General features: G+C 60.6%; 13 protein-coding genes. 10 read left to right on the top strand and 3 right to left on the bottom strand.

All coding sequences use genetic code 11. The features are described from left to right. Positions 1-45: 45 nt before the first annotated feature. The gene (locus PGR6_RS10390) at positions 46-990 is read right to left on the bottom strand and encodes an alpha/beta fold hydrolase (protein WP_064617023.1); all 945 of its coding nucleotides are present in this window, start codon (positions 988-990) and stop codon (positions 46-48) included. A 260-nt stretch (positions 991-1,250) separates the two neighbouring features. Between PGR6_RS10390 and PGR6_RS10395 the strand changes: the two genes are divergently transcribed. Beyond that, positions 1,251-2,324, top strand: coding sequence for a diguanylate cyclase (locus PGR6_RS10395; RefSeq protein WP_026286574.1), 1,074 nt, complete (start codon positions 1,251-1,253; stop codon positions 2,322-2,324). 135 nt (positions 2,325-2,459) lie between these two features. Then, positions 2,460-3,701 carry a M20/M25/M40 family metallo-hydrolase gene (locus PGR6_RS10400; protein WP_064617024.1) on the top strand — a complete coding sequence of 414 codons (1,242 nt, stop codon included), beginning with the start codon at positions 2,460-2,462 and terminating at the stop codon, positions 3,699-3,701. Positions 3,702-3,794: 93 nt separating this feature from the next. Here the strand turns inward: PGR6_RS10400 and PGR6_RS10405 are convergent, their stop codons facing one another. Together PGR6_RS10405 and PGR6_RS10410 are read right to left on the bottom strand one after the other, a co-directional pair. Then, positions 3,795-4,406, bottom strand: coding sequence for a glutathione S-transferase (locus tag PGR6_RS10405; RefSeq protein WP_019649285.1), 612 nt, complete (start codon positions 4,404-4,406; stop codon positions 3,795-3,797). Positions 4,407-4,515: 109 nt separating this feature from the next. After that, complete coding sequence (locus tag PGR6_RS10410) at positions 4,516-5,436, bottom strand: MurR/RpiR family transcriptional regulator (RefSeq protein ID WP_007939390.1); 921 nt, start codon at positions 5,434-5,436, stop codon at positions 4,516-4,518. A 311-nt stretch (positions 5,437-5,747) separates the two neighbouring features. Here PGR6_RS10410 and PGR6_RS10415 point away from each other — a divergent pair, with 311 nt between their 5' ends. The 8 genes from PGR6_RS10415 (at position 5,748) to PGR6_RS10450 (ending at position 15,983) form a co-directional block, all read left to right on the top strand. Continuing rightward, a complete protein-coding gene (locus tag PGR6_RS10415) occupies positions 5,748-7,685 on the top strand; it encodes a bifunctional 5-dehydro-2-deoxygluconokinase/5-dehydro-2-deoxyphosphogluconate aldolase (RefSeq protein ID WP_064617025.1) in 1,938 nt (645 codons plus the stop codon). Between the two features lie 202 nt (positions 7,686-7,887). After that, positions 7,888-8,781: a myo-inosose-2 dehydratase gene (gene iolE, locus PGR6_RS10420; protein ID WP_019649283.1), complete on the top strand. Its 894-nt coding sequence runs from the start codon at positions 7,888-7,890 to the stop codon at positions 8,779-8,781. Next, complete coding sequence (gene iolB, locus PGR6_RS10425; RefSeq protein ID WP_064617026.1) at positions 8,778-9,587, top strand: 5-deoxy-glucuronate isomerase; 810 nt, start codon at positions 8,778-8,780, stop codon at positions 9,585-9,587. The genes iolE and iolB overlap by 4 nt, the downstream gene beginning before the upstream one ends. 30 nt (positions 9,588-9,617) lie before the next feature. Further along, complete coding sequence (locus PGR6_RS10430; protein ID WP_064617027.1) at positions 9,618-11,120, top strand: CoA-acylating methylmalonate-semialdehyde dehydrogenase; 1,503 nt, start codon at positions 9,618-9,620, stop codon at positions 11,118-11,120. A 26-nt stretch (positions 11,121-11,146) separates the two neighbouring features. Then, on the top strand, positions 11,147-11,968 hold the full coding sequence (locus tag PGR6_RS10435) for a TIM barrel protein (protein ID WP_018928030.1): 822 nt from the start codon (positions 11,147-11,149) through the stop codon (positions 11,966-11,968). 31 nt (positions 11,969-11,999) lie between these two features. Further along, entirely contained in the window at positions 12,000-13,931 is a 1,932-nt protein-coding gene (gene iolD / locus PGR6_RS10440; RefSeq protein WP_064617028.1) for a 3D-(3,5/4)-trihydroxycyclohexane-1,2-dione acylhydrolase (decyclizing), read from the top strand. 31 nt (positions 13,932-13,962) lie between these two features. Further along, positions 13,963-14,988, top strand: coding sequence for a Gfo/Idh/MocA family protein (locus PGR6_RS10445; RefSeq protein WP_064617029.1), 1,026 nt, complete (start codon positions 13,963-13,965; stop codon positions 14,986-14,988). 134 nt (positions 14,989-15,122) lie between these two features. After that, positions 15,123-15,983 carry a sugar phosphate isomerase/epimerase family protein gene (locus PGR6_RS10450; RefSeq protein WP_007939382.1) on the top strand — a complete coding sequence of 287 codons (861 nt, stop codon included), beginning with the start codon at positions 15,123-15,125 and terminating at the stop codon, positions 15,981-15,983. The last annotated feature ends 48 nt before the right edge of the window (positions 15,984-16,031 follow it).

Genomic DNA, 16,031 nt, shown 5'->3' on the forward strand with positions numbered 1-16,031 from the left:
ATCGCCGAGCATCCCCCCGAATTATCTGCCAACCCGTAGCAGCTGCTATGAGGCGGTGGGGGTCATGTGATGCGCCCGCAAAAACTCCCGGTACAAGCGTGCGGTTTTGGTCGGCTGCTCAACCATCGGCATGTGGCCGACACCGTCCCAGATTTCCACCCGCAGATCGGCGATGCCCTTGCTCCAGACGGGCACGCTGCTGACGTCGATCAAGCGGTCCTTGCGCCCCCACAGCAGCAGCGCCGGGCATTTGATATCGGGCAGTTTTGGTTCCATCGGCGGGCTGGCCCGGAAGTCCCTGAAGATTTCTTCCAGCTCGTCGCGCTGCTGTTCATAGCGCTGGGCGACAGCGTCCAGCACGATCCCCGGTACCCATGGCGGCGAAGCCATGGTCATGGCGTAGAAATGCTGAAACTCTTCACGGGAATGAATCAGGAACGGGTTATGGCCGCGAGCCAGGTGGCGCTCCATGTCGCTGGGTTCCGGGGCAGTGACGCCGGCCGGGTCGAGCAGCGCCAGCGAGACGATACGTTCGGGGTAATTGACCGCCAGCCATGCCGCGATGTAGCCACCCATGGAATTGCCGATCACGTGCACCTTCTCGACGCCGCAGACATCGAGCAGTTGGATCAATCGTTTGGCCTGGACCGGAATGTCATAGCCACCACCGGCCTTGAAACCAGTTTCGCCATGGCCGGCGAGGTCGGGGATGATCACCCGGTAGTCGTTGACAAAATGCCGGGCGAAGCGCAGCCAGATATTCTTGTCGGCGCTGTAGCCGTGCAGCATCAGTATGTTGCTGGAGGCTTCGTAGGGGCCGCCTTGCCAGGTCGAGACGGTCATTTCGGTGATCGGCACGATAAGCTTGTGCAACCGATACAGCCGGGCCTCCAGCGCCATGTTCAAGTCATAGAGCCAGTAACCGATGGCCGGGTAGCTCAACCAGCTCCAGGCCGCGAAAACGGCGATAACGACAACCAACAAAAGCATCAGGCTATTCCTTTTGCAGTGATCAGGACGGAAGGTGGTTGGCGGAGCCTCTGCAGCGGCCTCCTGTTTATCGTGGTTTATCGATCCCTTACTTCATGTATAGACAAACATTGGGCACTCGCCTCATCGCGATACCACACTATTGGAGCTACCAGCTGTCAGACCGTCATCCGGTGATGGCTATTCGCCGTTCCCCTGATAGACTTCAATCACTTTCACCCATGTGATGTCAGGCTCGGTTCAGTAGTACAGAGGCCTCTATGGAAAAAAAGGGAGGAAAGGGACTTTCATTGGCCAGGAGGCTTTATGGGTCGCGCATCCTGGGTCTGGCCCTTGGACTATTGTGTGTCGGTGCAGGGATGTATCCACTCGACCCCGCGCCCTGGGTCTGGGTGGTGATGCTGTTCAACGGCGTCATCTGGCCGCATGTGGCCTATCAATGGGCGCGTCGGGCGAAAATTCCTTATCACGCCGAACACCGCAACATTCTGGTGGACGCGTTTCTCGGCGGTTTCTGGGTGGCCGCCATGCAGTTCAATCCGCTGCCCAGCGCAGCTACGCTGTCGATGATGGCGATGCACAACGTGGCCATCGGTGGCTTGCGTTTTCTGTTGGCGGGCGCCGTCGCGCAGATCCTCGGGATCGGCCTCGGGCTGCTGGTGTTCATGCCGGCTTTTGTCCCGCAAACCAGTCCATTTCAGCTATACGCCTGTTTACCTTTACTGTCGATTTATCCGATGTCCCTGGGCTGGGTCTGCTTCCGTCAGGCCCACACTCTGGGCCGACACAAGCGCGAGTTGCTGGCCCTGAGCCGCACCGACAGCCTGACTGGCCTGCTGAATCACGGCGCCTGGAAAGACCAGCTGGAAATCGAGTTTCAGCGTTGCCGGCGCCAGCAGAAGGGTGGGGCGATTGCGTTGATCGACATCGACCATTTCAAGACCATCAACGACACCTACGGCCATGTCGCCGGGGACATCGTCTTGCGTCAGCTGAGCAAAATTCTCAAGCAGAACCTGCGGGCAGCCGATGTCGCCGGGCGCTATGGTGGCGACGAATTCTGCGTGCTGCTGCCGGACCTGCCGCTGGAGCGTGCCGCCGTGGCGATGGATGCGCTGCGTGCTCGTTTCGCCACGTTGGGTTACGAGCAGAACCCGGCGCTGAAGGTCAGCTTGAGCATCGGCCTGGCGGCCTTCAACCCGGCCCACGACGAAGCGACCCTGTGGCTCAACGACGCCGACCAGGCGCTCTACGAAGCCAAGAGCACCGGCCGTAACCGCGTCATTTGCCATGGCGACGGCAAGCCGCGTAAAGAGTTGCTGGATTCTGTGTAACCCAATAACCACACAAGCCCGCTCCCACAGGGAATGTGTGGTCATGCAGGTTTGTATGTGTCGCATCCGGTGTAGAGCCTTGCGTCGTAGTCAGGTAGGGTCTAAAGACCCCCGACACGAAACAAGGATCGATTCATGACGTTCAAGCTCCCGCGTTCCTTCCTGGCCACCAGTCTTGGCCTGACCCTCGCCCTCGGCACCTTCACCCCCGCAGCCTTCGCCGAACCCCACAAACAAGTCCTCGCCGATGCTGAACAGTACAAGGCTGAAGCCCTGAAACTGCTGGAACGGCTGGTGAACATCGACTCCGGCTCCGGCTATGAACCGGGCCTGACCCAGGTGAGTGACATCGCCATCGAAGAGTTGAAGAAACTGGGTGCCACCATCGAACTGGTGCCCAACACCCCGGACGAGAGCAACCATGTGCTGGCTACCCTCAAAGGCACCGGCAAGGCGAAAATTCTGCTGATGGCGCACATGGACACTGTGTTCAAGGAAGGCTCCGCCGCCGAGCGCCCGTTCCACATCAAGGACGGCCGCGCCTATGGGCCGGGCGTGATGGACGACAAGGGCGGCATCGTCGCCGGGATCTACGCGCTGAAAGTCCTCAAGAACCTCGACTTCAAGGACTACGCGCAGATCACCTTCCTGCTCGATGCCAGTGAAGAAACCGGCTCGGACGTCGCCACCGACCTGATCAAGAAAACCGCCAAGGCCCACGATGTGACCCTCAACCTCGAACCGGGCCGCCCGGCCGATGGCCTGGTGGTCTGGCGCAAAGGCAGCGCCACTGCCGTGGTCGAGGTCAAAGGCAAGGCTGCGCATGCGGGCGTTGCCCCGGAATTGGGGCGTAACGCTGCCATGGAAGCCGCGCACCAGATTTTGCAACTCGGCAAACTGGGCGATGAAGCGAAGAAAACCACCATCAACTTCACCGTGCTCAAGGCCGGCGACCGCACCAACGTGATTCCGGATCAGGCTACGGCCAAGGCTGATGTGCGGGCGGCGGTGCCGGAGGAGTTCGACCGGATCGAAAAGGACCTGGCGCGGGTGTCGAAGGACAAACTGATTGCCGATACGCAAGTCACCACCAGCCTCAAGCGCGGCTTGCCACCGATGCCGCAAACGGCGGAATCGGATCGCTTGATGGCCATGGCTCAAGGCATTTACGGCGAAATTGGCCGCAAGTTGACGGAAGAAGGCAGCGGCGGGGCGGCAGATGCGAGTTTGTCCGCGGGTGTTGGCACGCCGACGCTGGACGGGTTCGGGATTGTCGGCGGCAATATCCATACGCCTGAAGAGTACGCCGAGGTCGAAAGCGTGGCGCCGCGGATTTATTTGCTGTCGCGGATGATTATGGAATTGGCCAAGCGGTAATCAGCCAGATCGTCAGGCCCCTGTGGTGAGCATTGCCCAATGCGGAACCCGCTCCCACAGGGATTTTCAGTGTTTCGGCTTACTGCGTATTGCCTACTCGATCGGTGTATCGATAAACACCTCAAGCCCTTCGGCATACGCCGTGAACGCGTTGATCAGTGGAAACTGCGCAGCATCCACCTGATCCGGCACCACCAGGTTGGTAAAACTCCAGGCCACCGCCAGGCTAATCCCATCCTGAGCAATCGAGCCATCGGTCTTCAGCGGCTGCTTTTCCAGCTCCCGCTCCAGCGCCGAATACGCTGCCGCCAATTGTCCTTCGACCCGTTCCACCCAAGGCGCGTACTGAATTTCCGCTGGCCGCAGGTTGCGTTCGTAGTAAAGCTGCACCGACTTCTCGCACGCGGCCAACGCCAGGCCGATCAGCCGCAGCGAGCGCAAGCGTTGAGCCGGATTGTCGGATATCAGGCTTTTACCCGGAGCGGCCAGGGCTTCGAGGTAATCGATGATCAGCGTTGAATCCATCAACACCTCACCGTCATCCAGCACCAGCGTCGGCGCCTTCACCACCGGGTTGATCTGCTGGAACTGCTCGAAGTGCCTGAACACCGAAACCGACGCGTGTTCCAGCGGGATGCCCAGGCATTTGGCGGAAATGGCGACGCGCCGCACGTAGGGCGAATCCAGCATGCCGATCAGTTTCATTGAGCTTCTCCTTACAGACGGTCCTTGGGGATGGACAACCTTAGCCGAGGTTCAGCGACCTGCAAGCGGTTTCGCGCTAATCCTCAGGCCTATCGTTCATCCTCGAAGGCTAATCCTCAAAGCCTGCCTGCTCATGAATCTCATCGACCTTCAATTCCAGTCGATAAGCCACGGCGATGAACAGCGCCTGGCACAGGCACAAGGTGGCACTCAATGAACGGAAGGCAAACGAGCTGCCCTCGTTGACCAGCAGCACGGTGTTGGCGCGCTTGGCCAATGGCGAGAGGTTGCTGTCGGTGATGATCAGGGTTTTCGCCTGATGGTGCTGGGCGATGCGCAGGCAGTGCTGGGTTTCCTTGCCATAGGGCGTGAAGCTGATGGCGATCACCAGGTCGTTGGCGCGCACGCTGCGCATCTGCTCGCGGTAGCTGCCGCCAAGGCCCGACACCAAGTGGATGCGCTTGTTGGTGTGTTGCAGGTTGTAGACCAGGTAATCGGCCACCGCGAACGAGCGGCGCACCCCGACCACGTAGATGTTGTCGGCATTCACCACCAGGTCCACGGCCTTGTCGAAAGCCTGGTCATCGAGTTCCAGCCCCAATCGTTCGATGCCTGACAGGGTGGCGTTGATGCATTCGCGCGCCAGGTCGCCGCCGCTGGCCTTCTGTGACTTGTTGGCGATCATGCTGCGGATGCGTTGCTGGTAGTTCTGCACCGGCGTGGTCTTGTGGGTGTAGGCCTCGCGGAACAGCGCCTGCATTTCACTGAACCCGCTGAAGCCGAAGCGCTGGGAAAAGCGCACGATGGCCGACGGGTGCACTTCGCACTCGCGGGCGATGTCGCTGATGCGGTCGACCATGATCCGGTCGCTCTGCTGGCTCATGTAACTGGCGATGCGTTTGAGCTGGCGCGGCAGACTTTCGTACTCCTCGGTGATCAGCTGCAACAGACGCTCGGCATTGATCGGAGGGCTGGCGAGATCGCTGTCGGGCGAGCTCTCGGTCGTAGCCGGCTGATCGGTGCGGGACATAAGAAATCCTTCTGGCTTGTTCTTATAGGGATGACGGTTCTCGTCACCCCCTGACAATAGGTTGGCTGTGCGCAGTCTACAGGGTAGGCCGGAATAAAATCTTGAGCTTGCAATCGGCCTGGGGCCTGCTGAAACGATGCACGCTGTCTGGAACGCTTGTATCAAAGTTTATTGGAAAAAATATTCCACGTAAAAAATATATAGAATAAATATTGATTGTTCGGTCCCGGTCGTTTTAGTCTGCATCCACCAAGAGTGTTCGGCGCCTTCATCGCCCCGGACGCAGGCTGATAAAAATAACAGGAGCCAGCATGGGCCAGACTCGTTTTGCCAGTGGGCGTCAATTGGATCTGATTTGCCTCGGACGCCTTGGCGTCGATCTTTATGCGCAACAAGTCGGGGCGCGGCTGGAGGATGTGAGCAGCTTCGCCAAGTACCTGGGCGGTTCGTCCGCCAACATTGCCTTCGGCACCGCGCGACTGGGGCTGAAGTCGGCGATGTTGAGCCGGGTAGGGGACGACCACATGGGCCGTTTCCTCGTTGAATCCCTGGTCCGTGAAGGCTGCGACGTCAGCGGCATCAAGGTCGATCCGGAACGCCTGACCGCCATGGTCCTGCTGGGCCTCAAGGATCGCGAAACCTTTCCCCTGGTGTTCTACCGCGAAAACTGCGCCGACATGGCGTTGCGCGCCGAAGACATCAGCGAAGCCTTTATCGCTTCCAGCAAAGCCCTGCTGATCACCGGCACCCATTTCTCCACCGACGGTGTCTACAAGGCGAGCATTCAGGCGCTGGACTACGCCGAAAAGCACAACGTCAAGCGGGTCCTGGACATCGACTACCGCCCGGTGCTCTGGGGCCTGGCCGGCAAGGCGGACGGCGAAACCCGTTTCGTCGCCGACCAGAACGTCAGCCAGCATGTGCAGAAAATCCTCCCGCGTTTCGACCTGATCGTCGGCACTGAAGAAGAATTCCTGATCGCCGGCGGCTCCGAGGATCTGCTCACCGCGCTGCGCAATGTCCGGCGCCTGAGCGCGGCAACCCTGGTGGTCAAGCTCGGCCCGCAAGGTTGCACGGTGATTCACGGGGCGATCCCGGCGCGTCTCGAAGACGGCGCGATCTATCCCGGTGTGCGCGTCGAAGTTTTGAATGTGCTGGGGGCCGGCGATGCCTTCATGTCGGGTTTCCTCAGTGGCTGGCTGGAGGACGCCAGCGACGAGCGCTGCTGCCAGTTGGCCAATGCCTGCGGCGGTCTGGTGGTGTCGCGCCATGCCTGCGCCCCGGCGATGCCGACCCGCGCCGAACTCGATTACCTGTTCAACAGCCCGGTGCCGATCACCCGGCCGGATCAGGACGTGACATTGCAGCGTCTGCATCAGGTCAGCGTGCCGCGCAAACAGTGGAAGCAGCTGTTCATCTTTGCCTTCGATCATCGCGGGCAACTGGTGGAGCTGGCCCACAAGGGCGGGCGCGACCTGAACGCTATCTGCGAACTCAAACAACTCTTTATCAAAGCCGTGGAACGGGTCGAGGCAGATTTGCGTGAGCAGGGCGTCGACGCCGATGTCGGCTTGCTGGCCGATCAACGTTTCGGCCAGGACTCGCTGAACGCCGCCACCGGTCGTGGCTGGTGGGTGGCGCGGCCGGTGGAAGTGCAGGGTTCGCGGCCATTGGCGTTCGAACACGGGCGCTCGATCGGCAGCAACCTGATCGCCTGGCCGCAAGAACAGATCATCAAATGCCTGGTGCAATTCCATCCCGACGACGAGCCTCTGCTGCGTCTGGAGCAGGAGGCGCAGATCAAGGGCCTGTACCAGGCCTCGCAGGTCAGCGGGCATGAATTGCTGCTGGAGATCATTCCGCCCAAGGATCACCCATCACCGCATCCAGACGTGCTCTATCGCGCCCTCAAACGCCTCTACAACCTGGGCATCTACCCGGCGTGGTGGAAGATCGAAGCGCAAAGCGCCGAGGAGTGGAAACAACTCGACGAGCTGATCCAGGAACGCGACCCGTATTGCCGTGGCGTGGTGCTGCTGGGCCTGAATGCCCCGGCGGCGACCTTGGCCGAAGGGTTCCAACAGGCCAGCCAGAGCCAGACCTGCCGTGGTTTCGCCGTGGGCCGGACGATCTTCCAGGAACCGAGCCGCGCGTGGCTGGCCGGTGAAATCGACGACGAGGCACTGATTCGCCAGGTGCAGGGCACCTTCGTCGAACTGATCGATGCCTGGCGCACGGCCCGAGCCTGAACACATTAATTGATTGATGGGGCTTTTGTGGCGAGGGAGCTTGCTCCCGCTCGGCTGCGAAGCAGTCGCAAACCTGTGAATGCGGTTTACCTGATACACCGGGCTGATTGATTCGGGACTGCTTCGCAGTCCAGCGGGAGCAAGCTCCCTCGCCACAGGTGATCGGTTGAACATTTTTGAGAAAACAATAAAAGGTGCAGCCATGCCCGCTATCCGAATTGGCATCAACCCGATCTCCTGGAGCAACGACGACCTGCCGTCCCTCGGTGGTGAAACGCCGTTGAGCACCGCCCTCAGTGAAGGCAAGGACATTGGCTACGAAGGCTTCGAACTCAACGGCAAGTTTCCCAAGGACGCCAAGGGCGTCGGCGATGTATTGCGCCCGTATGACCTGGCGCTGGTGTCCGGTTGGTATTCCAGCCGTCTGGCCCGCCGTTCCGTGGCCGAGGAAATCGACGCCATCGGCAGCCATGTCGAGCTGCTGGCGAAGAACGGCGCCAAGGTGCTGGTCTATGGCGAAGTCGCCGACTCCATTCAAGGCCAGCGCATTCCACTGGTCGAGCGCCCACGTTTCCATACCGAGCAGGCCTGGCAAGAATATGCCGACAAACTCACCGAACTGGCGCGCTTCACCCTGTCTCAGGGCGTGCGTCTGGCCTATCACCATCACATGGGGGCCTACGTCGAATCCCCGGCCGACATCGACAAACTGATGGCGTTGACTGGCAGCGAAGTCGGCCTGCTGTTCGATTCGGGCCACTGCTACATGGGCGGCGGCGAGCCGTTGCAGGTATTGCGCAAACACATCGAACGGGTCTGCCACGTGCATTTCAAGGACGTGCGCAAACCGGTGGTGCAACTGGCGCGCAACAACCTGTGGAGCTTCCCGGACTGCATCATCAACGGCACCTTCACCGTGCCCGGCGATGGCGACATCGACTTCGGCGCCTTGCTCGACGTGCTGCTGGGCGCCGACTACCACGGCTGGCTGGTGGTGGAAGCCGAGCAGGATCCGGCGGTGGCACCAAGTTACGTCTACGCGAAAAAAGGCTACGACACCTTGCGTGCCTTGCTCGACGAGAGGACCGCGCGATGAGCCTGCTGGTCAAAAGCAATGCCCGTGGCCGGACCATGGTCGAGTTGGGGCAGGGAGAGCTGGAATACGTCGGTTTTGCCGCTTACCGCCTGAGTCTTGGCGAAACCCTACCGGTCAGCGCGGGCGACAAGGAATTGTGCCTGGTGCTGCTCAGCGGTCGGGTCGGCATCAAGGGTGAAGCACCGGGGCAGGGCGCATTCGACTGGGACAACATCGGCGATCGTCAGTCGGTGTTCGAAGACAAATCACCGTTCGCCGTGTATTTGCCACCCGGCAGCCAGGCCCAGGTGGTGGCGTTGAGCGACGTGCAAATCGCCGTGTGCGCGGCGCCCGGTTCCACCGCCGAAAACCTCGTCCCAAGGCTGATCAAACCCGACAGCATGAAACGCAGCGTGCGCGGCAAGGGTGCCAACACCCGTTATGTCTGCGACATTTTGCCGGACACCGAGCCCGCCCATTCGCTGCTGGTGGTGGAAGTGCGTACGCCGTCCGGTCACTCGTCGAGCTACCCGCCGCATAAGCACGACACCGACGATCTGCCGCACCAGAGCTTTCTCGAAGAAACCTATTACCACCAGATCAACCCGCCCCAGGGCTTCGTGTTCCAGCGGGTCTACACCGACGATCGCAGTATCGATCAGGCCATGGCGGTGGAAAACAGCGATCTGGTTGTGGTGCCCAAGGGTTATCACCCGGTCAGCGTGCCCTACGGCTATGAGTCGTATTACCTGAACGTGATGGCCGGCCCGAAACGCGTCTGGCAGTTCCATAACGATCCGCAGCACAGCTGGCTACTGGATCTCTAAATTCCAACATTCAAAGGGAGAACAAGAACAATGAGCGACGCCCCGGTCATAGGTCATTACATCGACGGTCAGGTGCAGGACAGCGGTAGCGAGCGGTTCAGCAATGTCTTCAATCCGGCCACCGGCAGCGTTCAGGCGCGGGTCGGGCTGGCCAGCCAGAAGACCGTGGACGAGGCCGTCGCTTCGGCCATGAAGGCGTTCCCGGCCTGGTCCGAGCAATCGTCCCTGCGCCGTTCGCGGGTGATGTTCAAGTTCAAGGAATTGCTCGACCGCCATCACAACGAACTGGCCGAAATCATTAGCCGCGAACACGGCAAGGTGTTCTCCGACGCCAAGGGCGAAGTGACCCGTGGCATCGAAATCGTCGAATACGCCTGCGGTGCGCCGAACCTGCTGAAAACCGATTTCAGCGACAACATCGGCGGTGGCATCGACAACTGGAACCTGCGCCAGCCATTGGGCGTCTGCGCCGGCGTTACGCCGTTCAACTTCCCGGTGATGGTGCCGCTGTGGATGATCCCGTTGGCGCTGGTCACCGGCAACTGCTTCATCCTCAAACCGTCTGAACGTGATCCATCCGCCAGTTTGTTGATGGCTCGCTTGCTCACCGAAGCCGGGTTGCCGGACGGTGTGTTCAACGTGGTCCAGGGCGACAAGGCGGCGGTCGATGCCTTGCTGCAACACCCGGACATCGAGGCGATTTCCTTTGTCGGCTCGACGCCGATTGCCGAGTACATCCACCAGCAAGCCACCTCGCGCGGCAAGCGTGTACAAGCGCTGGGCGGGGCGAAGAACCACATGATCGTCATGCCCGATGCCGATCTGGACCAGGCGGCGGACGCGCTGATCGGCGCGGCGTACGGCTCGGCCGGTGAGCGTTGCATGGCGATTTCGATTGCCGTGGCCGTGGGTGATGTCGGTGACCAGTTGATTGCCAAACTGCTGCCGCGCATCGATCAACTGAAGGTCGGCAACGGTATGCAGGGCGACAGCGACATGGGGCCGCTAGTGACCGCCGAACACAAGGCCAAGGTCGAGGGTTTTATCGGCGAAGGCGTGGCCCAGGGCGCGCAGCTGATTGTCGATGGGCGCAACTTCAAGGTGCCGGGCGCCGAGAAAGGCTTCTTCGTCGGCGCCACGCTGTTCGACAAGGTCACGACCGAGATGAGCATCTACCAGCAAGAGATCTTTGGACCGGTGCTGGGCATTGTGCGCGTGCCGGACTTCGCCAGCGCCGTGGCGCTGATCAACGCCCATGAATTCGGCAACGGCGTGTCCTGTTTCACCAGCGACGGCGGCATTGCCCGCTCGTTTGCCCGCAGCATCAAGGTCGGCATGGTCGGCATCAACGTACCGATTCCGGTGCCCATGGCCTGGCACTCGTTCGGCGGCTGGAAGCGCTCGCTGTTCGGTGATCACCACGCTTATGGCGAAGAAGGCATTCGCTTCTACAGCCGCTACAAAAGCGTGATGCAGCGTTGGCCCGACAGCATCGCCAAGGGCCCTGAATTCAGCATGCCGACAGCCAAATAATTCACGTGTGCGGAGAACAACAAAAAATGAGCAAACCCCTGCGTTTCGCCTTGAACCGTATGGTCGCCCCACGTTTGTCCCTGCCGGCGTTCATCGAGTTGGCGGTGACCCTCAAGGCCGACGCCATCGAGATTCGCAACGACCTCAAAGGCGTCGAGATCGAGGATGGCACCGCACCCGAACACGTCCGTGAGCTGTGCGCGGCCAAAGGCATCACTGTGCTGTCGATCAACGCGCTGTATCCGTTCGATGTCTGGAATGACGAGCGCCGCGCACACGCCCTGAAGCTTGCCGCTTATGCCCGTGACTGTGGCGCACGGGGCTTGGTGATGTGCCCATTGAACGACCGCGCCGATCCACGAACCGAAGCGCAGCGTGCGTCCGGCCTGCGCACGGCGTTGAGTGAACTGGCACCGATCCTGCGCGATCACGGCATTCTCGGCTTCATCGAACCGCTGGGTTTCGAAGAATGCTCGCTGCGGCGCAAACGCACGGCAGTCGATGCGATCAAGGCCATCGGAGGGCTGGATGTGTTTCGTCTGGTGCATGACACCTTCCACCATCACCTGGCCAGCGAGCATGAATTCTTCCCTGAGCTGACCGGGCTGGTGCACATCTCCGGCGTCGAAGATGCCGAGGCGCCACTGGCGACCATTCGTGACGGCCATCGGGTGCTGGTGGGCGAGGGCGACATCCTCGGCAATGCGGCGCAGATCGACACCTTGCTCAGTAGCGGCTATAGCGGCTACCTGTCGTTCGAACCGTTTGCCGACAGCGTCCATGGCCTGGCGGATATCCAGACGGCGATCGGCGCGAGTATGGATCACCTGCAGAAATCCCTGAGCTGACATCGGATTTGCATACGGAAAAGGTGCGAGCATGACCACAACAAGACTGACCATGGCCCAGGCCCTGGTGAAATTCCTCGATAACCAGTACATCGAGGTCGATGGGATTCAGAGCAAATTCGTCGCCGGGATCTTTACCATTTTTGGCCACGGCAATGTGCTGGGTCTGGGGCAAGCCCTGGAACAGGACAGCGGCGACCTGATCGTCCATCAGGGCCGCAACGAGCAAGGCATGGCCCACGCGGCCATTGGTTTTGCCAAGCAACACCTGCGGCGCAAGATCTACGCCTGCTCTTCATCGGTGGGCCCGGGCGCGGCGAACATGCTGACTGCTGCCGCGACGGCCACCGCTAACCGTATTCCCTTGCTACTGTTGCCCGGCGACGTTTATGCCTGCCGCCAACCAGACCCGGTGTTGCAACAGATCGAGCAGTTCCACGACCTGAGCATCAGCACCAACGATGCGTTCAAGGCCGTGAGCAAATACTGGGACCGGATCAACCGTCCCGAGCAACTGATGACCGCGGCGATCCACGCCATGCGCGTGCTCACCGACCCCGCCGAAACCGGCGCCGTCACCCTGGCCTTGCCGCAAGACGTGCAGGCCGAGGCGTACGACTATCCCGATTACTTCCTGCAAAAACGCGTGCACCGCATTGAGCGCCGTCCGGCCACCGAAGCGATGCTCGACGATGCCGTGGCGTTGTTTAAAGGCAAGCGCAAACCGCTGATCATCTGCGGCGGTGGGGTCAAGTATTCCGGTGCCAATGCAGCGTTGCAGGCCTTTGCCGAGCGCTTCGATATTCCTTTCGCCGAAACCCAGGCCGGCAAGAGCGCGGTGGTGTCCAGCCATCCACTGAACGTCGGCGGGATCGGCGAAACCGGTTGCCTGGCGGCGAACCTGTTGGCCAAGGACGCTGATTTGATCATAGGCGTCGGCACCCGCTACAGCGATTTCACCACCGCGTCGAAATCCTTGTTCAAACACCCGGACGTGCAATTTCTCAACCTCAACATCAGCCCTTGCGACGCCCTGAAACTCGATGGCGTGCAACTGCTGGCGGACGCCAGAACCGGCTTGAACGCCTTGGCCGCTGTGTTGGGCGACTATCGCTCCGGCTGGGGCGATCAACCCCGACAGGCCCGGGCGCAGCTGGACGAGGAAGTCGACCGCATTTATCAGGTCGAGTACCAGACTCAGGACTTCGTCCCGGAAATCAACGATCACCTGGACCCGGCGGTGCTGCGCGAATTCATCGAGCTGACCGGTTCCTGCCTGACCCAGAGCCGGGTGCTCGGTGTGCTCAATGAAACCCTGGCCGATGATGCGGTGATCGTCGCCGCCGCCGGCAGCCTGCCCGGCGACTTGCAGCGCAGTTGGCGCAGCAAGGGTGTGAACACCTACCACGTCGAGTACGGTTATTCGTGCATGGGTTATGAGGTGAACGCCGCACTGGGGGTGAAGCTCGCCGAGCCTGAGCGCGAGGTCTATGCGCTGGTGGGCGACGGCTCCTACATGATGCTGCACTCGGAGCTGGCAACCTCGATCCAGGAGCGCCGCAAGATCAACGTGGTGTTGCTGGACAACATGACCTTCGGTTGCATCAACAACCTGCAAATGGAACACGGCATGGACAGCTTCGGCACCGAGTTCCGTTTTCGCAATCCTGAAACCGGCAAGCTCGATGGCGGTTTCGTGCCGGTGGATTTCGCCATGAGCGCGGCGGCTTACGGCTGCAAGACCTACAAGGTGAACACGGTTGAAGAGCTGCGAGCCGCGTTGGCGGATGCGCGGTTGCAGACGGTGTCGACGCTGATCGACATCAAGGTCCTGCCCAAAACCATGATTCACAAATACCTGTCGTGGTGGCGGGTCGGCGTGGCGCAAGTCTCCACCAGCGCACGCACTGACGCAGTGGCCAAGACCCTCAACGAACGATTGGCCAAGGCCCGTCAATACTGATTGCCCTGAAACGAACAACAGGAGTGTTTATATGTCTTCGCTTTCCAATTCGTTGCGTATCGGCGTCATCGGCACCGGGGCCATCGGCCAGGACCATATCCGTCGTTGCAGCCAGACCTTGCTCAACAGTCAGGTTGTCGCGGTCACCGACATCAATTTGCAGCAAGCGGCCAAGGTCGTCTCCGATCTGAAGCTGACCGCGGAGGTCTATCCCGATGGCCACGCGTTGATCAAGGCACCGGACGTCGACGCAATCCTCGTCACCTCCTGGGGCCCGAGCCACGAAGAGTTCGTGCTGGCGGCCATTGCGGCGGGCAAACCGGTGTTCTGCGAGAAACCGCTGGCGGTCACCGCCGAAGGCTGCCGCAAGATCGTCGAGGCCGAAGTGGCCCACGGCAAGCGACTGGTGCAGGTTGGTTTCATGCGCCCGTACGATGAAGGTTATCGGGCATTGAAATCGGTGATCGACAGTGGCCAGATCGGCGAGCCGCTGATGCTGCACTGCGCACACCGCAATCCGACCGTAGGTGAAAACTACAAGACCGACATGGCGATCACCGACACGCTGATCCATGAGCTGGACGTGTTGCGCTGGTTGCTCGACGACGATTATGTGTCGGTGCAAGTGGTGTTCCCGCGCAAGACCAGTAAGGCCCACGCCCATTTGAAAGACCCGCAGATCGTGTTGCTGGAAACCGCCAAGGGCACGCGCATCGACGTGGAAGTGTTCGTCAACTGTCAGTACGGCTACGACATCCAGTGCGAAGTGGTAGGGGAAACGGGCATCGCCAAACTGCCGGAGCCGTCGCAGGTTCAACTGCGCAGCGGAGCGAAACTGTCCAATGCGATTCTGATGGACTGGAAGGATCGGTTCATCGCCGCGTACGACGTCGAGTTGCAGGCGTTCATCGATGGCGTGCGCGCCGGGCAGGTCGGTGGGCCATCGGCGTGGGACGGTTTCGCCGCCGCCGTCGCTGCGGATGCTTGCATCGAGGCGCAGAACAGCGGCCAGATCGTCAAAGTCGGCCTGCCAGATCGCCCTCGATTCTACGGCTGATCGATCGTTCCCACGCTCAGCGTGGGAATGCATCCCGTGACGCTCCGCGTCACAAAACGGACGCAGAGCGTCAATGGTGGCGTTCCCACGCAGAGCGCGGGAACGATCAGCTCAAGGTGATGGAGAACAAAAAAATGCGCATCGCACTAGACCCCTACATGTACCGCAACCTGTCCCTGGGCAAGATGGTCGACAAGGTCGCCGAGCTCGGTTACGAACACATCGAGCTGTCGCCCCGAGAAGATTTCCTGCCGTTCTATAAAGCCCCGCGAGTCGACAAGGCGCGGATCAAGGAATTTCGCAAAGCCCTGAGCGACACCGGGGTCAAACTCTCTTCTTTATTACCCATGTACCACTGGGCCGCCGCCGATGAAGGTTTGCGCGTGGCCGCCGTGCGCAACTGGAAGCGGGCGATCCAGATTGCCGTGGAGATGGACTGCGAACTGGTCAACACCGAGTTCACCGGCCAGTCGGACAACCCGTTGGTCTGCGAGAACCAGTTCATGCGTTCCATGGACGAACTGATCCCCGAGTTCGAACGCGAAGGCATCAAGCTCGATATCCAGGCCCATCCTTATGATTTCTGCGAGCGCAACAACGAGTCGGTGGACATCATTCGCGGTCTGGACCGCGACTGGATCAACTACCTCTACGCCGCGCCGCACACGTTTTTCTATGACGATGGCGTGGGTGACATCGCCTCGATGCTCAAGTACGCCGGCTCGAAGCTGAGTCACTTGATCATCGCCGACACCTACAACCACAAGGCTTCTTCGGGCTTGCGCTATATCGTCAACCCGCCGGGCGTCACCGCCACCGTGCATCAGCACCTGGACATCGGCCAGGGCGAGGTCGACTGGGAAGCGTTTTTCGGCACCTTGCGCGAGATCAAGTTCGATGGCATCGCCACCGTCTCGGTGTTCGCCTGGGAAGACCGGCCGGACGAGTCCAACCGAATGATGCTCGAACGCGTGACCCGCGAACTCTGCCAATAGCCCCACCCCCTGTAGGAGCGAGGCTTGCCCGCGAAGAGGCCCTCAAGA

The sequence above is a fragment of the Pseudomonas sp. GR 6-02 genome, assembly GCF_001655615.1.
Classification (GTDB): domain Bacteria; phylum Pseudomonadota; class Gammaproteobacteria; order Pseudomonadales; family Pseudomonadaceae; genus Aquipseudomonas.

Bases quoted from the DNA above. Each gene is read 5' to 3' on its own strand.
- PGR6_RS10390 (WP_064617023.1), bottom strand. From the start codon at position 990: ATGCTTTTGTTGGTTGTCGTTATCGCCGTTTTCGCGGCCTGGAGCTGG.
- PGR6_RS10395 (WP_026286574.1), top strand. From the start codon at position 1,251: ATGGAAAAAAAGGGAGGAAAGGGACTTTCATTGGCCAGGAGGCTTTAT.
- PGR6_RS10400 (WP_064617024.1), top strand. From the start codon at position 2,460: ATGACGTTCAAGCTCCCGCGTTCCTTCCTGGCCACCAGTCTTGGCCTG.
- PGR6_RS10405 (WP_019649285.1), bottom strand. From the start codon at position 4,406: ATGAAACTGATCGGCATGCTGGATTCGCCCTACGTGCGGCGCGTCGCC.
- PGR6_RS10410 (WP_007939390.1), bottom strand. From the start codon at position 5,436: ATGTCCCGCACCGATCAGCCGGCTACGACCGAGAGCTCGCCCGACAGC.
- PGR6_RS10415 (WP_064617025.1), top strand. From the start codon at position 5,748: ATGGGCCAGACTCGTTTTGCCAGTGGGCGTCAATTGGATCTGATTTGC.
- iolE (WP_019649283.1), top strand. From the start codon at position 7,888: ATGCCCGCTATCCGAATTGGCATCAACCCGATCTCCTGGAGCAACGAC.
- iolB (WP_064617026.1), top strand. From the start codon at position 8,778: ATGAGCCTGCTGGTCAAAAGCAATGCCCGTGGCCGGACCATGGTCGAG.
- PGR6_RS10430 (WP_064617027.1), top strand. From the start codon at position 9,618: ATGAGCGACGCCCCGGTCATAGGTCATTACATCGACGGTCAGGTGCAG.
- PGR6_RS10435 (WP_018928030.1), top strand. From the start codon at position 11,147: ATGAGCAAACCCCTGCGTTTCGCCTTGAACCGTATGGTCGCCCCACGT.
- iolD (WP_064617028.1), top strand. From the start codon at position 12,000: ATGACCACAACAAGACTGACCATGGCCCAGGCCCTGGTGAAATTCCTC.
- PGR6_RS10445 (WP_064617029.1), top strand. From the start codon at position 13,963: ATGTCTTCGCTTTCCAATTCGTTGCGTATCGGCGTCATCGGCACCGGG.
- PGR6_RS10450 (WP_007939382.1), top strand. From the start codon at position 15,123: ATGCGCATCGCACTAGACCCCTACATGTACCGCAACCTGTCCCTGGGC.